This is a genomic window from Vibrio breoganii, from assembly GCF_024346795.1.
GTDB lineage: Bacteria > Pseudomonadota > Gammaproteobacteria > Enterobacterales > Vibrionaceae > Vibrio > Vibrio breoganii.
The window spans coordinates 737,856-755,693 of sequence record NZ_AP024864.1; the positions used below are offsets into that span (position 1 = coordinate 737,856).

The 17,838-nt window shown below is 46.6% G+C and carries 15 protein-coding genes; all 15 read left to right on the forward strand.

All coding sequences use genetic code 11. The features are described from left to right. The first annotated feature begins 87 nt into the window (after positions 1-87). The 15 genes from OCU35_RS03505 (at position 88) to OCU35_RS03575 (ending at position 17,828) form a co-directional block, all read left to right on the forward strand. On the forward strand, positions 88-843 hold the full coding sequence (locus OCU35_RS03505; RefSeq protein WP_017029205.1) for an isoprenyl transferase: 756 nt from the start codon (positions 88-90) through the stop codon (positions 841-843). Positions 844-853: 10 nt separating this feature from the next. Beyond that, positions 854-1,699, forward strand: a complete 846-nt coding sequence (locus OCU35_RS03510; protein WP_065599041.1) for a phosphatidate cytidylyltransferase — start codon at positions 854-856, stop codon at positions 1,697-1,699. 24 nt (positions 1,700-1,723) lie between these two features. After that, positions 1,724-2,920, forward strand: coding sequence for a 1-deoxy-D-xylulose-5-phosphate reductoisomerase (ispC, locus tag OCU35_RS03515; RefSeq protein WP_102543370.1), 1,197 nt, complete (start codon positions 1,724-1,726; stop codon positions 2,918-2,920). An 11-nt stretch (positions 2,921-2,931) separates the two neighbouring features. Beyond that, a complete protein-coding gene (rseP, locus tag OCU35_RS03520) occupies positions 2,932-4,287 on the forward strand; it encodes a sigma E protease regulator RseP (protein WP_261825656.1) in 1,356 nt (451 codons plus the stop codon). 46 nt (positions 4,288-4,333) lie between these two features. Beyond that, positions 4,334-6,772 carry an outer membrane protein assembly factor BamA gene (gene bamA / locus OCU35_RS03525; protein ID WP_017032652.1) on the forward strand — a complete coding sequence of 813 codons (2,439 nt, stop codon included), beginning with the start codon at positions 4,334-4,336 and terminating at the stop codon, positions 6,770-6,772. A gap of 17 nt (positions 6,773-6,789) precedes the next feature. Continuing rightward, a complete protein-coding gene (locus OCU35_RS03530) occupies positions 6,790-7,299 on the forward strand; it encodes an OmpH family outer membrane protein (RefSeq protein ID WP_017029210.1) in 510 nt (169 codons plus the stop codon). Between the two features lie 6 nt (positions 7,300-7,305). After that, positions 7,306-8,325, forward strand: a complete 1,020-nt coding sequence (gene lpxD, locus OCU35_RS03535; protein WP_017029211.1) for a UDP-3-O-(3-hydroxymyristoyl)glucosamine N-acyltransferase — start codon at positions 7,306-7,308, stop codon at positions 8,323-8,325. Between the two features lie 107 nt (positions 8,326-8,432). Beyond that, positions 8,433-8,864 carry a 3-hydroxyacyl-ACP dehydratase FabZ gene (gene fabZ, locus OCU35_RS03540; RefSeq protein ID WP_026012765.1) on the forward strand — a complete coding sequence of 144 codons (432 nt, stop codon included), beginning with the start codon at positions 8,433-8,435 and terminating at the stop codon, positions 8,862-8,864. A gap of 1 nt (position 8,865) precedes the next feature. Next, positions 8,866-9,657 carry an acyl-ACP--UDP-N-acetylglucosamine O-acyltransferase gene (gene lpxA, locus OCU35_RS03545; protein WP_119011097.1) on the forward strand — a complete coding sequence of 264 codons (792 nt, stop codon included), beginning with the start codon at positions 8,866-8,868 and terminating at the stop codon, positions 9,655-9,657. Between the two features lie 90 nt (positions 9,658-9,747). After that, complete coding sequence (lpxB, locus tag OCU35_RS03550; protein WP_261825657.1) at positions 9,748-10,890, forward strand: lipid-A-disaccharide synthase; 1,143 nt, start codon at positions 9,748-9,750, stop codon at positions 10,888-10,890. Between the two features lies 1 nt (position 10,891). Next, positions 10,892-11,509 carry a ribonuclease HII gene (gene rnhB / locus OCU35_RS03555; protein ID WP_261825658.1) on the forward strand — a complete coding sequence of 206 codons (618 nt, stop codon included), beginning with the start codon at positions 10,892-10,894 and terminating at the stop codon, positions 11,507-11,509. Between the two features lie 85 nt (positions 11,510-11,594). Continuing rightward, positions 11,595-15,074 carry a DNA polymerase III subunit alpha gene (dnaE, locus tag OCU35_RS03560; RefSeq protein WP_261825659.1) on the forward strand — a complete coding sequence of 1,160 codons (3,480 nt, stop codon included), beginning with the start codon at positions 11,595-11,597 and terminating at the stop codon, positions 15,072-15,074. Between the two features lie 46 nt (positions 15,075-15,120). After that, the gene (gene accA / locus OCU35_RS03565; protein WP_017029218.1) at positions 15,121-16,080 is read left to right on the forward strand and encodes an acetyl-CoA carboxylase carboxyl transferase subunit alpha; all 960 of its coding nucleotides are present in this window, start codon (positions 15,121-15,123) and stop codon (positions 16,078-16,080) included. Between the two features lie 98 nt (positions 16,081-16,178). Continuing rightward, positions 16,179-17,504 carry a tRNA lysidine(34) synthetase TilS gene (tilS, locus tag OCU35_RS03570; RefSeq protein ID WP_261825660.1) on the forward strand — a complete coding sequence of 442 codons (1,326 nt, stop codon included), beginning with the start codon at positions 16,179-16,181 and terminating at the stop codon, positions 17,502-17,504. Positions 17,505-17,516: 12 nt separating this feature from the next. Continuing rightward, a complete protein-coding gene (locus OCU35_RS03575; RefSeq protein ID WP_261825661.1) occupies positions 17,517-17,828 on the forward strand; it encodes a c-type cytochrome in 312 nt (103 codons plus the stop codon). Positions 17,829-17,838: the final 10 nt, after the last annotated feature.

The window sequence follows — 17,838 nt, forward strand, 5'->3', positions numbered from 1 at the left end:
TCGATTGACTGCTCAAACGCTGCACCCTACAGTGCAGCGTTTTTTTCTGCTATTATCTCCCTCCTGTTAAATGTACCTAATCCTTTTATGTCTGACATACCTGTAACATCAAGTGCACTTCCTCAGCACATCGCTATCATCATGGATGGTAACGGACGCTGGGCAAAATTACGTGGCAAGCCAAGAGTTTATGGCCACAAGAAAGGAGTGAGTGCAGTTCGTAAGACTATTACTGCTGCGGCAAAGCTTGGCGTTAAGTCAGTAACCTTGTTCGCATTTAGCAGTGAGAATTGGCGCCGTCCAGAAGAAGAAGTCAGTCTTCTAATGGAACTGTTTATTACTTTGTTAACCACTGAAGTGAAGCGTTTGCATAAAAACGATCTTAAACTGAGGATTATTGGTGACAAAAGTGGCTTCAACTCTCGTTTACAGAAAAAAATAGCGGAAGCTGAAGAGCTGACACAAGATAATACAGGTTTGGTGATCAATGTTGCTGCCAACTATGGTGGTAAATGGGATATCACACAGGCCACGAAACGTATTGCTGAGAAGGCATTGCGTGGTGAGATTCAGCCAGCGGATATTACTGAGCAACTGATTTCACAAGAAGTGTGCCTAGCCGATTTACCTGAGGTCGATCTCTTGATTCGTACTAGCGGTGAATCGCGCCTAAGTAACTTTTTACTATGGCAAGTGGCTTATGCAGAGTTTTATTTCTGCGAAAAGCACTGGCCAGACTTTGACGAAGACGGCTTAGCCGAAGCTATCTCTTGGTATGTCAATCGCGAACGTCGATTTGGCTGTACTGGAGATCAGATCAAAGCACTAATGGACAATAAATAAGGAAGTCGCCTTGAAGCAACGCATTATTACGGCACTGATTCTAGCCCCTCTAGTCATCCTTGGGGTATTCATGTTGCCGCTATCGGGCTTTATGCTCATGCTTGGTTTTATCACCCTACTCGGATTGTGGGAGTGGACCCAGTTTGTCGAGATGGGCACTCGAGCTCAAAAAATGGTACTGCTTTTTGCCTCCTTTCTTATCCCTTTTCTGTTTATCCCAGAGAGCGTACTCAAACTATCCGAATTGACCGGTGCATTACTTGTGGTCGTAGTGGGTGGTGCCATTTGGTGGCTTATCGCTAGTGTTCTGGCCATTACTCATCCTAAATATACGGCTTCTTGGAAAGACTCCCACTTATTGCGTTTCGTGTTTGGCGTACTGACCTTAGTGCCTTTCTTCTGGAGTATCGCAGCACTGCGTGCTATCGATATTGACACCGATTTTTACTACGGTGCTAAGCTGGTTATGTATGTGTGTGCTCTGGTATGGGCTGCAGACAGCGGTGCTTACTTTGCTGGCCGCAAGTTTGGTAAACACAAAATGGCACCAAGCGTGAGCCCGAATAAGACCATTGAGGGGCTGATTGGCGGCATTATCGTGGCTATGTTGATTGGCTGGGGACTGACCATTTGGTTTGGTCTAGAGTTTTCTACCCCTTGGTTAATGATGCTACTGACCCTTGTTACTGTAGTTATTTCGGTATTGGGTGACCTTGTTGAGAGTATGTTTAAGCGTGTCGCTGGCATCAAAGACAGCAGTAATATTATTCCAGGTCATGGTGGCGTATTAGATCGCATCGATAGCCTAACCGCTGCATTTCCGGTATTTACCGTTCTTTATTTCATGTTGCAGTAAACGGCACTTGACTGGTCAATTAGCATGAAAAATATCACTATTCTAGGTGCTACCGGTTCAATCGGTAGCAGCACCCTTAAGGTTATCGCACAGAACCCTTTGCGATACCGTGTGTTTGCTCTTGGTGCGGGTAGTAACCATGCTCAAATGTTTACTCTGTGCCAACAATGGCAGCCTAAATATGTCGCAATGGCGGATAAAGCGGCCGCTTTAATCTTACAAAAAGAGTTAGCAGCAGCGGGCTGTAAAACTGAGGTTCTAGCAGGAGAAGAAGGGCTTTGCCATATTGCCTCGCTACCTGAAGTTAATATGGTCATGGCGGCAATTGTTGGCGCTGCAGGCCTGTTGTCTACAATGGCGGCAGTGAAGGCGGGTAAGCGCGTGCTATTGGCTAATAAAGAAGCGCTTGTGATGTCCGGTCAGCTATTTGTGGATGCGGTGAAAGAACATGGCGCTGAACTTATGCCTGTGGATAGTGAACACAACGCTATCTTTCAATGTCTACCTCAGAGCATTCAAACTAACCTCGGCCACTGCGCTCTTGATGATGCCGGTGTGCATAAGATCTTATTAACAGGATCGGGTGGGCCATTTCGCTACAGTGATATAGATAGCTTAGCCTCGGTAACGCCAGAGCAAGCTATTGCCCATCCCAACTGGTCTATGGGCCCAAAGATCTCTGTAGACTCGGCCAGCATGATGAATAAAGGCCTAGAATATATAGAGGCTCGCTGGTTGTTTAATGCCAATAAAGATCATCTGCAAGTGGTTATTCATCCTCAATCTGTGATTCATTCAATGGTGCAGTACACCGACGGCTCGACACTTGCACAGATGGGCGAGCCCGATATGTGTACGCCAATAGCCTTGACGCTTTCTTATCCACAGCGCGTAGAAGCGGGTGTTAAGCCCTTAGACTTCACTGAGATGGGAGAGTTGACCTTTATCAAACCAGATTTTGCTAGATATCCGTGCTTGGAACTGGCAATTGAAGCTTGTTATAGTGGGCAACACGCGACAACGGCGCTGAATGCGGCAAATGAAGTCGCAGTGGACGCGTTTTTGCAACACAAGATAGCATTTACTGATATTGCGCGAATAAATAGTGCTGTAATGAACAAGGTTTGTGCAACTGAGCAAGCCAACCAATTGGATAGCTTGGAAAGCTTGATAGAGCTAGATAGAATGGCGCGCATTCTCGCTCGCGAGCAACTGGGTTAAGGATAGACGTAATGACCTCCATATTATGGAATTTTGCTTCATTTATTGTTGCGCTGGGCATTTTGGTCGCAGTTCATGAATATGGCCATTTTTGGGTTGCCCGTAAATGTGGGGTTAAGGTTCATAAATTTTCTATCGGTTTTGGTAAATCTATCTGGAAAAAGATAGGTAAGACGGGAACCGAGTACTCTATTTCTGTGATTCCTCTGGGTGGCTACGTCAAGATGCTTGATGGGCGTGTAGAAGACGTTGCCGAGCATGAACAAAATCAAGCCTTTGATAAAAAGAAGCTGTGGCAGCGAAGCGCTATTGTTGCTGCTGGACCTCTTGCTAACTTCCTTTTTGCTGTCTTGGCCTATTGGCTCGTATTCCTAATTGGTATTCCAGCAGTTAAGCCAGTAATTGGTGAGGTAACTCCCAATTCTATTGTTGCTCAAGCTGGAATTCAGCAAGGCATGGAACTTAAGTCCATCGATGGCGTCAAAACCGCGGACTGGGAATCAGTTAACATGCGTTTGATTTCGCGTATTGGCGATGATCAAATGACGGTAACGGTGACTTCGCCAGAGGAAGTCGGCCAAGAGCAGACCTTTGTTGTTGACCTTAACGGCTGGAACTTCGATCCAGAGAAAGAGTCCGCCATGGGCACGTTAGGTTTTAGGCCTTATTCTCCTGAGATTTTCCTGACGTTTGCTCACGTGCAAGAGGGCGGAGCAGCCGATGAGGCAGGCCTTAAGGTTGGGGACACGGTTTTATCAGTGAATGGTAACTCTGTGAGCGAGTGGCAAGACTTTGCCTCTCATATCCGCGATAATCCCGGCCTACCATTGCAGTTAGAGGTTAATCGCGATGGTATGACAGTACCCATCACTCTTACTCCGGGCGTACGAGAGACTCGAGAGGGTGATATGGGCTTTGCGGGCGTATCGCCTGAAGTGGGTGAATGGCCTGATGAGTATCGATTTGACCTGAGGTTTGGCCCTGTAGAGTCTGTCGGCAAAGCGATTGAGAAAACTAAGCAGGTGATCTCTCTAACGCTGAGCATGTTGAAAAAATTAGTCGTGGGTGACGTAGGATTGAACAATCTGAGTGGCCCAATATCTATAGCCAAGGGAGCTGGAGCGACAGCAGATTATGGTATAGCTTATTTTCTTGGCTTTTTAGCCTTAATAAGTATTAACCTAGGAATTATCAACTTGGTGCCATTGCCTATATTGGATGGCGGGCATCTGTTGTTTTTTGCGGTCGAAGCGGTGATTCGTCGCCCGGTACCAGAGAAAATTCAAGAAATGGGGTACCGCGTCGGTGGCGCAATTGTGTTTGCACTGATGTCTATCGCAATTTTAAACGATTTTATGCGACTGTAGTCCAACGGGACTAACAGCGTATTTTTATAGGAAGTTAGAAGTCGATATGTCGCTAAAACGTATCCTGCTTACCGCGTTACTACTTGGAAGTAGTGCTGTTCACGGTGCAGAAAATTTTGTAGTTGAAGATATAAGAATCGAAGGTTTGCAGCGCGTTGCATTAGGTGCTGCATTATTGGAGATGCCTGTTCGTGTTGGCGATGATGTCGGCTCGAAGGATGTATCGGACATCATTAAATCTTTATACCGCTCTGGCAACTATGAAGATGTAAAGGTGTTGCGCGATGGCAATGTGTTGGTGGTTCGAGTTACAGAACGCCCTACTATTGCGAGCGTGTCATTCTCTGGTAACAAGGCCATTGAAGAAGAGCAACTACAACAAAACCTAAATTCATCAGGTGTTCAAGTGGGTGAGGCATTAGACCGCACTGCATTGAGTACCATAGAGAAGGGACTTGAGGACTTTTACTACAGTGTGGGTAAATACAACGCGTCTGTACAAGCCGTTGTAACGCCTCTTCCTCGTAACCGTGCTGACTTGAAATTTGTCTTCTCTGAGGGCGTTTCAGCCAAGATCCAACAGATTAACTTCATCGGTAATACCGTCTATTCAGACAGTGATCTTCTATCGCGCTTTAACCTAAATGTTAACGTGCCATGGTGGAACTTCATGGCGGATGATAAATACCAGAAGCAAGTGCTTGCCGGTGATCTGGAAGCGCTGAAGTCTTACTATCTGGATCAGGGCTACCTCAAGTTTAAGGTCGACTCTAGCCAGGTTGCTATCTCGCCGGATAAGAAAGGGGTATACATCACTCTATTCTTAGATGAGGGTGAGCAGTACAAGGTTGAAGACGTCGAGGTCCGTGGTGAGCTGATCGGTAAGCGTGAAGAATTTGAAGGGATGAACCCATTTGAGAAAGGCGATGTCTATAGTGGCGGCGCTGTTACTGGAATGGAAGAGTCAATTAAGCGAGTGCTGGGTGAAGCGGGTTACGCATATCCTAACGTGCGCACCATCCCAGAATTTGATGACGAGAACAACACCGTATCCCTAGTGGTGAATGTAGAAGCGGGCAACCGTATTTATGTTCGTGACATTCGTTTTGTGGGTAACAACATCACCAAAGACGAAGTACTGCGCCGTGAGATGCGTCAAATGGAAGGCAGCTGGCTGAACTCGAGAAACCTAGAAACAGGTAAGACTCGTTTGAACCGTTTGGGCTTCTTTGAAACCGTTGATGTTCAGACCGTTCGAGTACCAGGTACCGCAGACCAAGTGGACGTGGTGTACTCGGTGAAAGAAGCGAACTCAGGCAGTGTTAACTTCGGTGTTGGCTACGGTACCGAGTCGGGTATCAGCTTCCAGCTTGGTCTTCAACAAGACAACTTCTTAGGTACCGGTAATCGCGTTGGTATCAACGCTATGACGAACGACTACCAACAAAACATCAGCTTAGAGTACCGTGACCCATACTGGAACCTCGATGGTGTGAGTCTGGGTGGTAAGATCTTCTACAACAAATTTGAAGCTTCGGAAGCGGGTATCGTCGACTATACCAACGAAAGTTACGGCGGTTCTTTGACTTGGGGTTTCCCATTTGATGAATTGAACTTCTTCGAAGTAGGCCTTGGTTATACGCACAACAGTTTGTCCAACCTTGACCCATACGTACAGATTGAAAAATTCCTTCAATCTCAAGGGGATAACTACGATCCGTTGAATAATACGCTTGATACGGACGATTTTGATGTTTCTCTGACATGGACGCGTAATAATTTAAACCGTGGTATTTTCCCGACCTCTGGTAACCACCAACGCCTGACGGGTAAAATGACGGTTCCTGGTTCTGATGCCCAGTACTTTAAAGTTCAGTACGATGCGAGACAGTACTTCCCACTGAACCAGAAGCAAACCTTTGCACTATTGCTACGTGGCCGCTTAGGTTATGGTAATGGCTATGGCAAGACTGACGGTAACGACAACCTGTTCCCGTTCTATGAGAACTTCTATGCAGGTGGCTTCACCACCCTGCGTGGTTTTGGCTCTAACTCAGCAGGTCCAAAAGCCGTTTATAACGACCCAACGGGTTGTTCAGGCAATGGCGGTGGTAACAACCCATGTTACTCTGCAACAGACGAATCGGCGGGTGGTAACGCAACGATGCTAGGTAGTATCGAGTTGATTGTACCGACGCCGTTTGCGGGCGATGAGTTCCGTAACCAGCTCCGTACCAGTGTCTTCTTTGATATTGCAAGTGTGTGGGATACTGAGTTTACTGATGTAGCTATTGATGAGAACCTACCGGGCTCTAAATACTACTACGACTACTCAGACCCGTTTGCATTCCGCGCTTCCGTTGGTGCTGCAATGCAATGGATGTCTCCGATGGGACCATTGGTCTTCTCGTTGGCAACGCCTATAGAAATTTATGAAGGTGACGATAAAGAGGTCTTCACCTTTACAATTGGTAGAACCTTCTAATCTTTGAGGAAAACATTTTGAAAAAACTAATTAAAGCAGCTGGCCTAAGCCTTGTAGTCCTATCGACATCTTTGGTAGCGCACGCGGCAGAAGCTGCGCAGAAGGTTGCATACGTAAATACCGCTCAAATCTTTCAAGAGCTTCCTCAGCGTGAAGCTGTTCTTAGGACTCTTCAAGATGAGTTCAAAGACAAGTCGGCTGAGCTGAAAGAAATCGAAGGAAAGATTAAGAGCAAAATGGATCAAGCTCGTCGCGACGGTGAACTGTTAGGCGACGACGGTGTTCGTAAGCTACAAATCGAAATCGCAGGCCTTGAAGCAGAATACAAGCTTAAGGGTCAAGCTCTAGAGCGTGACGGCAAGCGTCGTGAAGCTCAAGAGAAGCAAAAACTATTTAAAGTTATCCAAGATGCAATCGGTGTTGTTGCCGAGCGTGAAGGTATTGACATGGTTGTAGATGCACAAGCTCTACAATACGCTAAACCTGAACTGGATCTTTCTCAAAAAGTAATCGACGAGCTTAAGTAATCGACTATGACAAAACTGACGCTAAAACAACTTGAACAAATCACGGGTGGCACACTGTATGGTGACCCAGATGCTACGGTTTCTTCTGTGGCAGCGATGGATAAAGCAGTAGAGGGGCAAATTACCTTCCTGTCTAATCCTCGCTACAAGAAGCAATTGCCAGAGTGTAAAGCGTCAGTGGTCATGGTGAAAGAAAGTGAACGAGAGCATTGCGCTGGTAATGTTCTTGTTGTTGCTGACCCTTATGTGGCGTATGCCAAGGTGGCTCAAGCATTGAATAATGCTGAAGTACCTGCAGTAGGGATCTCTGCCTCGGCATTTATTGCTGATGACGTAACCTTAGGAAGCAACGTTTCAGTGGGCCCAAATGCTACTGTAGAATCCGGCGCAGTCCTTGGGGATAACGTCTGCATTGGCGCAGGCGCCTATGTCGGTAAAAATGCTAAAATCGGTGCAGGCACTTGGTTGTGGGCGAACGCAACTCTCTACCATCATGTAGAAGTCGGTGAGCGTTGTGTGTTCCACTCAAGCTCTGTGATCGGTGCTGATGGCTTTGGTTATGCAAACGAACGTGGCGAGTGGATTAAGATCCCGCAAGTGGGTTCGGTAAAAATCGGCGATCGAGTCGAGATTGGTGCGAGCACTACCGTTGATAGAGGTGCTCTAGATGACACCATTATTGAAAGTAATGTGATTCTGGATAACCAACTTCAGATTGGTCACAACGTGCGTATCGATTACGGTTCTTGTATTGCTGGCGGTACTGTCGTTGGTGGTAGTACCCATATCGGTAAATACTGTATTATTGGTGGCGGCGCAGCCATCTCAGGACACTTGGAAATAGCAGATGGGACAATGATCTCAGGTCGAGCTATGATCCTTAAGAGTATCACTGAGAAAGGGGTATACTCCTCTGGTATGCCGGCACAACCTAATAGGGAGTGGCGCAAATCTGTCGCTCGCCTAAATAGGCTAGAAGACATGCTGAATCGCCTCGGCGAGATTGAAAAAAGGCTTGGCGAATAAAGTTAGCATTAGGGCCTGCAATAAGCAGGTCTTTTTAGTCTATAATTCTCAAATAAATTAAAGCGTTACATTAAAGGAACTGAACTTTGACTTCTGAAAAAAAGACCATGGATATAATGGAGATCCAATCTCTTCTTCCACACCGTTACCCGTTTCTACTGCTTGATCGAGTAACCGATTTTGAAGAAGGTAAGTACCTGGTTGGTTTGAAAAACGTGAGCTTTAACGAACCTCAGTTCCAAGGCCACTTTCCTCAATTACCTGTTTTCCCAGGGGTTCTTATCCTAGAAGCGATGGCTCAAGCAACTGGCCTACTTGCGTTCAAGACCTTTGGTGAACCAAAAGAAAATGAATTGTACTACTTTGCTAGTGTTGACCAAGCGAAGTTCCGTAAACCTGTTAGCCCTGGTGACCAAATGATCATCGAAGTAGAACTGTTGAAAAACCGTCGTGGTATCGCGATGTTCAACGGTGTTGCTAAAGTCGATGGTGAGGTTGTTTGTTCTGCAGAACTGAAATGTGCTCGTCGAGAATTCTAATATGATTGATCCTACTGCAAAAATTCACCCTACTGCAGTTATTGAAGGTAATGTAAAAATTGGTGCCAACACAACGGTAGGCCCGTTTACATACATCAGTGGCGATGTAGAGATTGGTGAAGACAACGAGATTATGTCTCATGTCGTAATTAAAGGTTTGACCAAGATTGGTAATGGGAACCGCGTGTTCTCTTTCGCTATTTTGGGTGAAGAAAACCAAGATAAGAAATATCAAGGCGAAGCCACGCAACTTATTGTGGGTGATCGCAATGTGATTCGTGAAAGTGTGCAAATGCATCGCGGCACGATTCAAGATAAAGGCATTACTCAAGTAGGTAGTGATAACCTATTTTGTGTAAACGCACACATTGCGCATGACTGTGTGATTGGTGACAACGTTATCTTGGGTAACAATGCCACACTAGCGGGTCACGTGAAGGTTCAAGATTATGTTATCTTGACCGCCTTGGTTCCGGTACATCAGTTCTGTACGCTGGGTGCGCATGCCTTTGTTGGTGGTGGCTCAACTGTTGCTCAAGATATCCCGCCATTTGTAATGGCACAGGGCAACCACTGTAGCCCAATCGGTATCAACTCTGAGGGCATGAAGCGTCGCGGCTTTGAGAAGCAAGACATTCTAGCTGTGCGTCGCGCGTTCAAAACACTGTACCGCTCAGGTCTAACCTTAGATGAAGCCAAAGAAGAGATTGCCAAATCAGCTGAGGAATACCCAGCGGTTAAGCAGTTTATGGACTATCTAAATAATGATGTTAATCGTGGCATCATTCGCTGATTTCAGTGTTTAGTGGACCCTCTAAAAGATCGCTGTAATGGGCGGTCTTTTTGTTTGTATATTTCAGGAAATACCTCAGGAGAGCCTAGTATGAGTCGACCATTACGTATCGGTGTTGTTGTCGGAGAGTTGTCTGGAGACACTCTTGGCGAGGGTCTTATTAAAGGGATCCAGCAACGCTACCCTGATGCAGAATTTGTCGGTATCGCTGGCCCTAAGATGCAAGCCTTGGGTTGCCGCTCTCTGTTTGACATGGAAGAGCTCTCAGTCATGGGCTTGGTTGAGGTGTTAGGTCGATTACGTCGCATTCTGCACATTAAGAAAGAAGTGGCTAAGTTCTTTAAAGAGTGGCAACCGGATGTCTTTATCGGCATCGACGCCCCTGATTTTAATCTGCGTCTTGAACTCGAGCTAAAAAATGCCGGTCTTAAAACCGTGCATTACGTCAGCCCATCGGTATGGGCATGGCGACCAAAGCGTATCTTCAAGATTGATGCAGCGACAGACCTAGTCTTAGCATTCTTACCCTTTGAGAAGGCCTTCTACGATAAATACAACGTCGCCTGTGAGTTTGTTGGGCATACACTTGCCGACGCCATTCCTTTACATTCGAGTAAATCAGAGGCTCGCGAGCGTTTTGGTTTAGAGCAAGACAAGCGCTGGATAGCGGTATTACCAGGCAGTCGTCGTGGTGAGATTAAGCTGATGGCTGAAGACTTCATTGGCGGCTGTAAATTGTTGCAAGAGAAGTACCCTGATATCGGATTTATTGTTTCTGCTGTGAACCCAGCAAGACGAGCGCAATTTGAAAAGGCTTGGCAACAAACGGCGCCTGAGCTCGACTTTCAAATTATAGAAGAGAATTCAGCGCGCAATATTATGGCCGCCGCTGACTATATTCTGCTCGCTTGTGGTACCGCTGTACTTGAAGGCATGCTAGTTAATCGCCCTATGGTCACCGCTTATAAAGTCAATAAGCTCAGTGGCTTTATCGCCAAGCGTATGATGCTCAATAAATACTACAGCTTGCCTAATCTCCTTGCTGATGAAGAGTTGCTGAAAGAGTTGATCATGGAAGAATGTAATCCGCAGAATATCTTCGAAGCGATGCAAAACATTATCGATGGCGATACGTCTTACATGACAGAGAAATTCACAGAGATGCACTCTTGGATCAAGCGTGATGCCGACAAGCAGGCAGCCAACGCAGTATTGAATTTGATAGGCAAGTAATATGGTTAAAGCAAAAGTAGAATTCCCCCCATTTGAATACCCGCTAGGGTATACCTTATTTGCTGGCGTGGATGAAGTTGGACGTGGTCCATTAGTGGGTGATGTGGTTACTGCTGCGGTGATTTTAGACCCCGATAACCCCATTGAAGGGGTAACTGATTCAAAGGCATTATCAGAGAAGAAACGACAAGCGCTATTTCCTGAGATAAAAGAAAAAGCATTAGCTTGGTCTGTGGGGCGCTGCTCTCCAGAAGAGATAGACCACCTTAATATTCTTCATGCCACTATGTTAGCAATGACCAGAGCCATTGAAGGGCTTTCAGTTCAGCCTGATTTCGCCTTAATTGATGGCAATCGAGTGCCCGACTTAGCCATGCCTGGATTAGCGGTAGTTAAGGGTGACTTAAGGGTTGCTGAGATAAGTGCCGCCTCTATCATTGCTAAGGTGGTGCGCGATGAAGAAATGATCGAGCTTGATAAAAAGCACCCAGAATTTGGTTTTGCAAAACACAAAGGCTACCCAACCAAGGCGCACTTTGAAGCCATCGAACAACATGGCGTGATTGCAGAGCATAGAAAGAGTTTTAAACCCGTTAAACGAGCGCTGGGCTTAGAGTAATCCCAACTCGAAACAACTTAATCCTAAAATTTGAATTCCTTCTCCAAAATAGAGATTAATGGACTAACGGAACAACAGAGTAATTATGACAGAGCCTAGGTTTATACATTTACGCGTCCACAGTGACTATTCCATGGTGGATGGCTTGTCTAAAGTGCCACCTTTGGTAAAAAAGGTCGCTGAGATAGGCATGCCTGCAATGGCGCTTACCGATTTCACTAACCTTTGTGGTTTGGTGAAATTCTATAACACCGCTCACGGCTCTGGTGTTAAGCCCATTATTGGTGCTGATTTTACAATGCAATCGGACGAGTTTGGTGATGAACTGACTCGTCTAACGGTTCTTGCTGCCAACAATCAAGGCTACAAAAACCTTACCCTGTTGATCTCAAAGGCTTACCTTAGAGGACACGTTCAGCATCAGCCCGTCATTGATAAGGCGTGGCTTGCTGAGCTAAATGAAGGCTTGATCGTCCTTTCTGGTGGTAAGAGTGGTGAGGTAGGTAAAGCCTTGCTCAAAGGCAATCATGACCTTGCTGCGCAATGCGTTGGGTTTTATCAGCAACATTTTGCAGATCGGTTTTATCTAGAATTGACGCGAACCGGTCGCGTTGATGAGGAGAGCTATCTCCACTTTGCGCTTGAGTGTGCTGAGCAAACTCAGTTGCCTGTCGTGGCAACCAATGAAGTGGTCTTTGTGAACCAAGACCAGTTTGATGCCCATGAAATACGTGTTGCTATCCATGACGGTTACACCCTAGAAGATCCTCGTCGCCCTAAAAATTACAGTGCTCAGCAATACCTGCGTACAGAAGAGGAGATGTGTGAGCTCTTCTCTGATATCCCTGAAGCGTTGCAGAACAGTGTTGAGATCGCTAAGCGCTGTAATGTTACCGTGCGCCTTGGAGAGTATTTCCTACCGAACTTTCCAACGGGTGATTTGACCATTGAAGACTTCTTGGTGCACAAATCCCAAGAAGGCCTTGAAGAGCGTCTAGAGTTTCTATTCCCTGATCCTGCTATTAGGCAGCAAAAGCGCCCGGAATATGACGAGCGCTTGCAGATTGAGCTTGAAGTTGTCAACCAGATGGGCTTCCCCGGTTATTTCTTGATCGTAATGGAGTTTATCCAGTGGTCTAAGGATAACGACATCCCTGTGGGCCCTGGCCGTGGTTCAGGTGCCGGTTCATTGGTGGCTTACGCACTCAAGATCACCGACCTTGACCCGCTAGAATATGACCTGCTGTTTGAGCGATTCTTGAACCCTGAGCGTGTCTCTATGCCCGATTTCGATATCGACTTCTGCATGGATAAGCGTGATCAGGTTATTGACCACGTAGCGGAGCTCTATGGGCGTGATGCGGTTTCGCAGATCATTACTTTTGGTACCATGGCGGCAAAAGCGGTTATCCGCGATGTAGGCCGTGTATTGGGTCACCCATACGGCTTTGTCGACCGAATTTCCAAGCTAGTACCACCAGATCCTGGTATGACTCTGGCGAAAGCATTTGATGCTGAGCCGCAGATGGGTGAGTTGTACGAGGCGGATGAAGAGGTTAAAGACCTTATCGATATGTGTCGCATCCTAGAGGGCTGTACACGTAACGCCGGTAAGCACGCCGGTGGTGTGGTTATCTCTCCAACTACGATTACCGATTTTGCACCTATCTACGCGGATGCCGAGGGACAATTCCCTGTTACTCAGTTTGATAAGAACGATGTAGAAACTGCAGGCTTGGTCAAATTTGACTTCTTAGGCTTGCGTACGCTCACCATCATCGACTGGGCTTTGGGGTTAGTGAATCCTCGCTTGGAAAAAAGCGGCCAACAACCCATTCGCATCGAATCCATTCCACTAGATGATCCGGCTTCGTTTAGGCTACTGCAGAACTCCGAAACTACGGCAGTATTCCAGTTAGAATCCCGAGGTATGAAAGACCTTATCAAGCGTCTTCAGCCGGACTGTTTCGAAGATATTATTGCATTGGTAGCCCTGTTCCGCCCAGGCCCGCTGCAATCGGGTATGGTAGATAACTTTATCGACCGTAAGCACGGTCGTGAGGCCATCTCTTACCCAGATGAAACGTGGCAACATGAGTCACTGAAAGAGACGCTAGACCCAACCTACGGCATCATTCTCTATCAAGAGCAGGTCATGCAGATCGCTCAGATCCTGTCAGGCTATACGCTAGGTGGGGCTGATATGCTTCGCCGTGCGATGGGTAAGAAGAAGCCAGAGGAGATGGAAAAGCAACGCTACATCTTTAAAGAGGGCGCGGAGAACAACGGCGTCGATGGCGAGTTGTCGATGAAGATCTTCGACTTGGTAGAAAAGTTTGCAGGCTACGGTTTTAACAAATCGCACTCAGCGGCTTATGCTTTGGTTTCTTATCAGACTCTGTGGTTGAAGACGCACTATCCAGCAGAGTTCATGGCCGCGGTAATGACCGCTGATATGGACAACACCGAAAAGGTGGTTGGACTGGTGGATGAATGTCTTCGCATGGGGCTGAAACTGCTTCCGCCAGATGTGAACTCAGGCCTTTATCGCTTCAATGTCGATGAAACTGGTGCAATTGTGTATGGTATAGGTGCTATCAAAGGCGTGGGCGAAGGCCCTATTGAGAGTATCATCGAAGCTCGAAACAAAGATGGGCACTTTAAAGACCTGTTCGACTTTTGTGCTCGCATCGATCTTAAAAAGTGTAATAAACGCGTTATTGAAAAGCTGATACAAGCCGGTGCACTTGACCGCTTAGGCCCGCACAGAGCCGCTATGATGGCTTCGGTGGATGCCGCAGTGAAAGCCGCAGGCCAATACCATCAGGCTGAGGCCTTTGGTCAGAGCGACATGTTTGGCGTATTAACGGACACTCACTCAGATGTAGAGCAGGCGTACGCTCAAGTTCCTGAGTGGCCAGAGAAGGTATGGCTAGAAGGGGAGCGCGAAACCCTTGGTTTGTACCTAACGGGTCACCCAATTAATCTGTATCTTCGTGAACTGGCTAAATACACCAGTTGTCGATTGAACAATGCGACTCCTACAAGACGAGACCAATCGGTGACCTTAGCAGGTCTTGTTATTGCGGCTAAAGTGATGACGACTAAGCGAGGAACACGTATCGGTATTCTTTCTCTTGATGACCGTTCTGGCCGAATGGAGGTGATGCTTTTCTCAGATGTGTTAGAAAAGTATGCAGAATTGGTAGAAAAAGATAGAATTGTAGTGGTTTCTGGACAGGTCAGCTTTGATGATTTCAATGGTGGCCTTAAAATGACGGCGCGCGAGGTTATGGATCTTGGCCATGCTCGTGAAAAATACGCCTCAGGACTCAGTATTTCGATCTCTGAGTCTCAAATCGATGCCCAGTTCTTTGAACGCTTTAGTCGAGTGTTGGAACCGCATCGCGCTGGTACTATCCCAGTCAATATTTATTATCAACGTAGCGACGCAAGAGCTAAGCTCTCTTTGGGAGTGGAATGGCGAGTGACGCCAACCGATACGCTGATAGACGATTTAAAGCAGTTGCTTGGTAATGACCAAGTGGAACTCGAATTTAACTGATGACAGAACACGCTGTCTTCAGCTCAAAAGAATGAAGGAATGCTAGATGACTTTGAACTTTCTAGAGTTTGAAAAGCCAATTGCAGAGCTAGAAGCAAAGATTGAAGCCCTGCGCGATGTAAGTCGACACGGTGGAGAAGAGGGAGTTGATCTGAACAAGGAGATTGCTTCCCTTGAAAAGAAGAGCCTAGAGCTGAAGAAAAAGATCTTTGGTGACTTAGGTGCATGGCAGGTAGCTCAGCTAGCTCGTCATCCACAGCGCCCTTATACGTATGACTACATTGAGAACGTATTCACTGAGTTCGATGAACTGTGCGGTGACCGTACGTTTGCTGATGATAAGGCTATCGTTGGTGGTATGGCTCGTCTAGATGGTCGCCCTGTAATGATCATCGGTCATCAAAAAGGTCGTGAAACCAAAGAGAAAGTGATTCGTAACTTTGGTATGCCTAAGCCGGAAGGCTACCGTAAGGCATTGCGCCTAATGGAAATGGCTGAACGCTTTAAGATGCCAATCATTACCTTTATCGACACTGCAGGTGCTTACCCTGGTGTGGGTGCAGAAGAGCGTGGTCAATCTGAAGCCATCGCAACTAACCTTAAAGTGATGGCAGGACTAACGGTTCCAGTTATCTGTAACGTTGTTGGCGAAGGGGGCTCAGGTGGCGCTCTTGCTATCGGTGTGGGTGACTATGTCAACATGCTTGAATACTCAACGTACTCAGTGATTTCTCCAGAAGGCTGTGCTTCAATCTTATGGCGTGACTCAGATAAAGCCCCGCAAGCGGCTGAAGCTATGGGCCTAGTTGCTCCTCGCTTGAAAGAGCTTGGCTTGATTGATGAAATCATTTCTGAGCCTCTAGGTGGCGCGCATCGCGATCCTGTGCATACTGCAGAGAACGTGAAGAGCACGCTGATTGCTCAGCTTAAAGAGCTGGAAGGCAAAAATAACGAAGAGCTTTTAGAGCGTCGTTATGACCGCCTAATGAGCTACGGCTACTGCTAATCTAGGCAACTAGGTTGAGAATGATTTATTGTTAAAGGTGAGCTTGGCTCACCTTTTTTGATTCTGCTTGTTTTGATTTTACTCGTTAAGGGAACATCGTGAAGTCTGTTATTGAAACCTTTTCAGATGTGATAACTGCCTGTCTTATTGAGGATTCTAGCCGATTGGTGCTTGCGCTAAGTGGCGGCCTAGATTCTAGAGTAATGCTGGCGTGCTTGTCTCATTATCAATTACAGAATCCACAGCTAGAGGTGCGCGCGGTCCATGTTCATCACGGATTAAGTGACAATGCTGATCATTGGCTGGAGCAATGTAAAACATGGTGTGAAGAGGCCAGAATCCCTTTTTATGCGGAGTTTGCCAATCTAGACATACACAGTAAGCAGAGCCTTGAAGCCCAGGCGAGAGAAGCACGCTATACGCTATTGTCTCAACACCTAAGCAAAAATGATTTACTCCTTACAGCTCAGCATGCTGATGACCAGTTAGAGACCATGCTATTGGCACTAAAGCGTGGTAGTGGTCCTAAGGGATTGGCAGCCATGGGTGTGAAATCTGCGTTTGGTGGGGCTGTGTTGGTGCGCCCATTTTTATCACTGAAGAGAGAAGCGCTTGAAGACTTTGCCAAGCAACAGAATCTTGATTGGGTAGAAGATGAAAGTAACCAAGACACGCAGTTTGATCGAAATTTTCTTCGTCACCAAGTGATTCCCGCTTTATCAAGACGCTGGCCAGAAATACAAGCCAATGCATTGCGAAGTGCGCAGCTCTGTTTTGAACAAGAACAGCTATTGGATGAGCTTCTAGAGCAGCAGTATCAAAGCGTTCTCAACGCTGATGATAGCCTGAATGCTGAGTCCCTATGTGAACCGTCAGAAGCCATACGTAATCGCTTGCTAAGACGCTGGTTTGCTCAATCTGGTCTTCCCATGCCCGGCAAGAAACAACTAGGGTTGATTTACCGAGAGGTCATTAACGCGTCACAAGACGCCAATCCTAAATTAATCATCGGCAAGGTGAGCGTAAGACGCTTTCAAAAAAGTCTATTTCTGGTTGAGCAGAGTAAAGAGGCGTCGTACTGGCAATCCGCTATTGTTATTGATACAGCCTTGGAGTTACCCAAGGGGTTAGGCCTTGTAGAGGTCAGTAGCCATAGTGACATTGGCTTACTTGTGCGAGCACCAGAGCAGGGTGAAAAAGTGTGGATTCAGTTTAATCCTGGAGGCTTAACCGCTCACCCAGATGAGCGCTCTGGGAGCCGAAAACTAAAAAAACTGTTTCAGGAGTATCAAATTCCGCCATGGAAACGATCGCAGACACCTATTTTGATGTATAACGAAGAGGTAGTTGCGGTCGGCGATTCATTCGTATGCAGAGGATACGCAGGCTCAAGTCACCGTTTTTATTGGAAAAAACATAATTAACAAGGAGTAATTATGAAGAAGTCTCTCATTGTTGCGGCTCTATTAACGTCGTTGGTAGGGGTTACAGCACAGGCTGCTGATATTGAAGCAGGTAAAGCGAAAGCGAAAATTTGTGCTGCATGTCATGGCGCTGACGGTAAGACCGTTATTGACGGCTATCCTAATCTCAATGGTCAAAATGCCAAATATATCGTGACCTCATTGAAGTCCTACAAGGCGAAGCAACGCAATGGTGGTCTAGCAGCTGTTATGCAGGCGCAAGCGTCAATGCTCAGTGATCAAGATATGGAGAATCTAGCGGCTTATTATTCTTCGATGAAATAATAGCAACACT

Excerpts from the sequence above, each read along its gene's own strand:
- OCU35_RS03505 (WP_017029205.1), top strand. The coding sequence starts at position 88 with ATGTCTGACATACCTGTAACATCAAGTGCACTTCCTCAGCACATCGCT.
- ispC (WP_102543370.1), top strand. The coding sequence starts at position 1,724 with ATGAAAAATATCACTATTCTAGGTGCTACCGGTTCAATCGGTAGCAGC.
- rseP (WP_261825656.1), top strand. The coding sequence starts at position 2,932 with ATGACCTCCATATTATGGAATTTTGCTTCATTTATTGTTGCGCTGGGC.
- bamA (WP_017032652.1), top strand. The coding sequence starts at position 4,334 with ATGTCGCTAAAACGTATCCTGCTTACCGCGTTACTACTTGGAAGTAGT.
- lpxD (WP_017029211.1), top strand. The coding sequence starts at position 7,306 with ATGACAAAACTGACGCTAAAACAACTTGAACAAATCACGGGTGGCACA.
- fabZ (WP_026012765.1), top strand. The coding sequence starts at position 8,433 with ATGGATATAATGGAGATCCAATCTCTTCTTCCACACCGTTACCCGTTT.
- lpxA (WP_119011097.1), top strand. The coding sequence starts at position 8,866 with ATGATTGATCCTACTGCAAAAATTCACCCTACTGCAGTTATTGAAGGT.
- lpxB (WP_261825657.1), top strand. The coding sequence starts at position 9,748 with ATGAGTCGACCATTACGTATCGGTGTTGTTGTCGGAGAGTTGTCTGGA.
- rnhB (WP_261825658.1), top strand. The coding sequence starts at position 10,892 with ATGGTTAAAGCAAAAGTAGAATTCCCCCCATTTGAATACCCGCTAGGG.
- dnaE (WP_261825659.1), top strand. The coding sequence starts at position 11,595 with ATGACAGAGCCTAGGTTTATACATTTACGCGTCCACAGTGACTATTCC.
- accA (WP_017029218.1), top strand. The coding sequence starts at position 15,121 with ATGACTTTGAACTTTCTAGAGTTTGAAAAGCCAATTGCAGAGCTAGAA.
- OCU35_RS03575 (WP_261825661.1), top strand. The coding sequence starts at position 17,517 with ATGAAGAAGTCTCTCATTGTTGCGGCTCTATTAACGTCGTTGGTAGGG.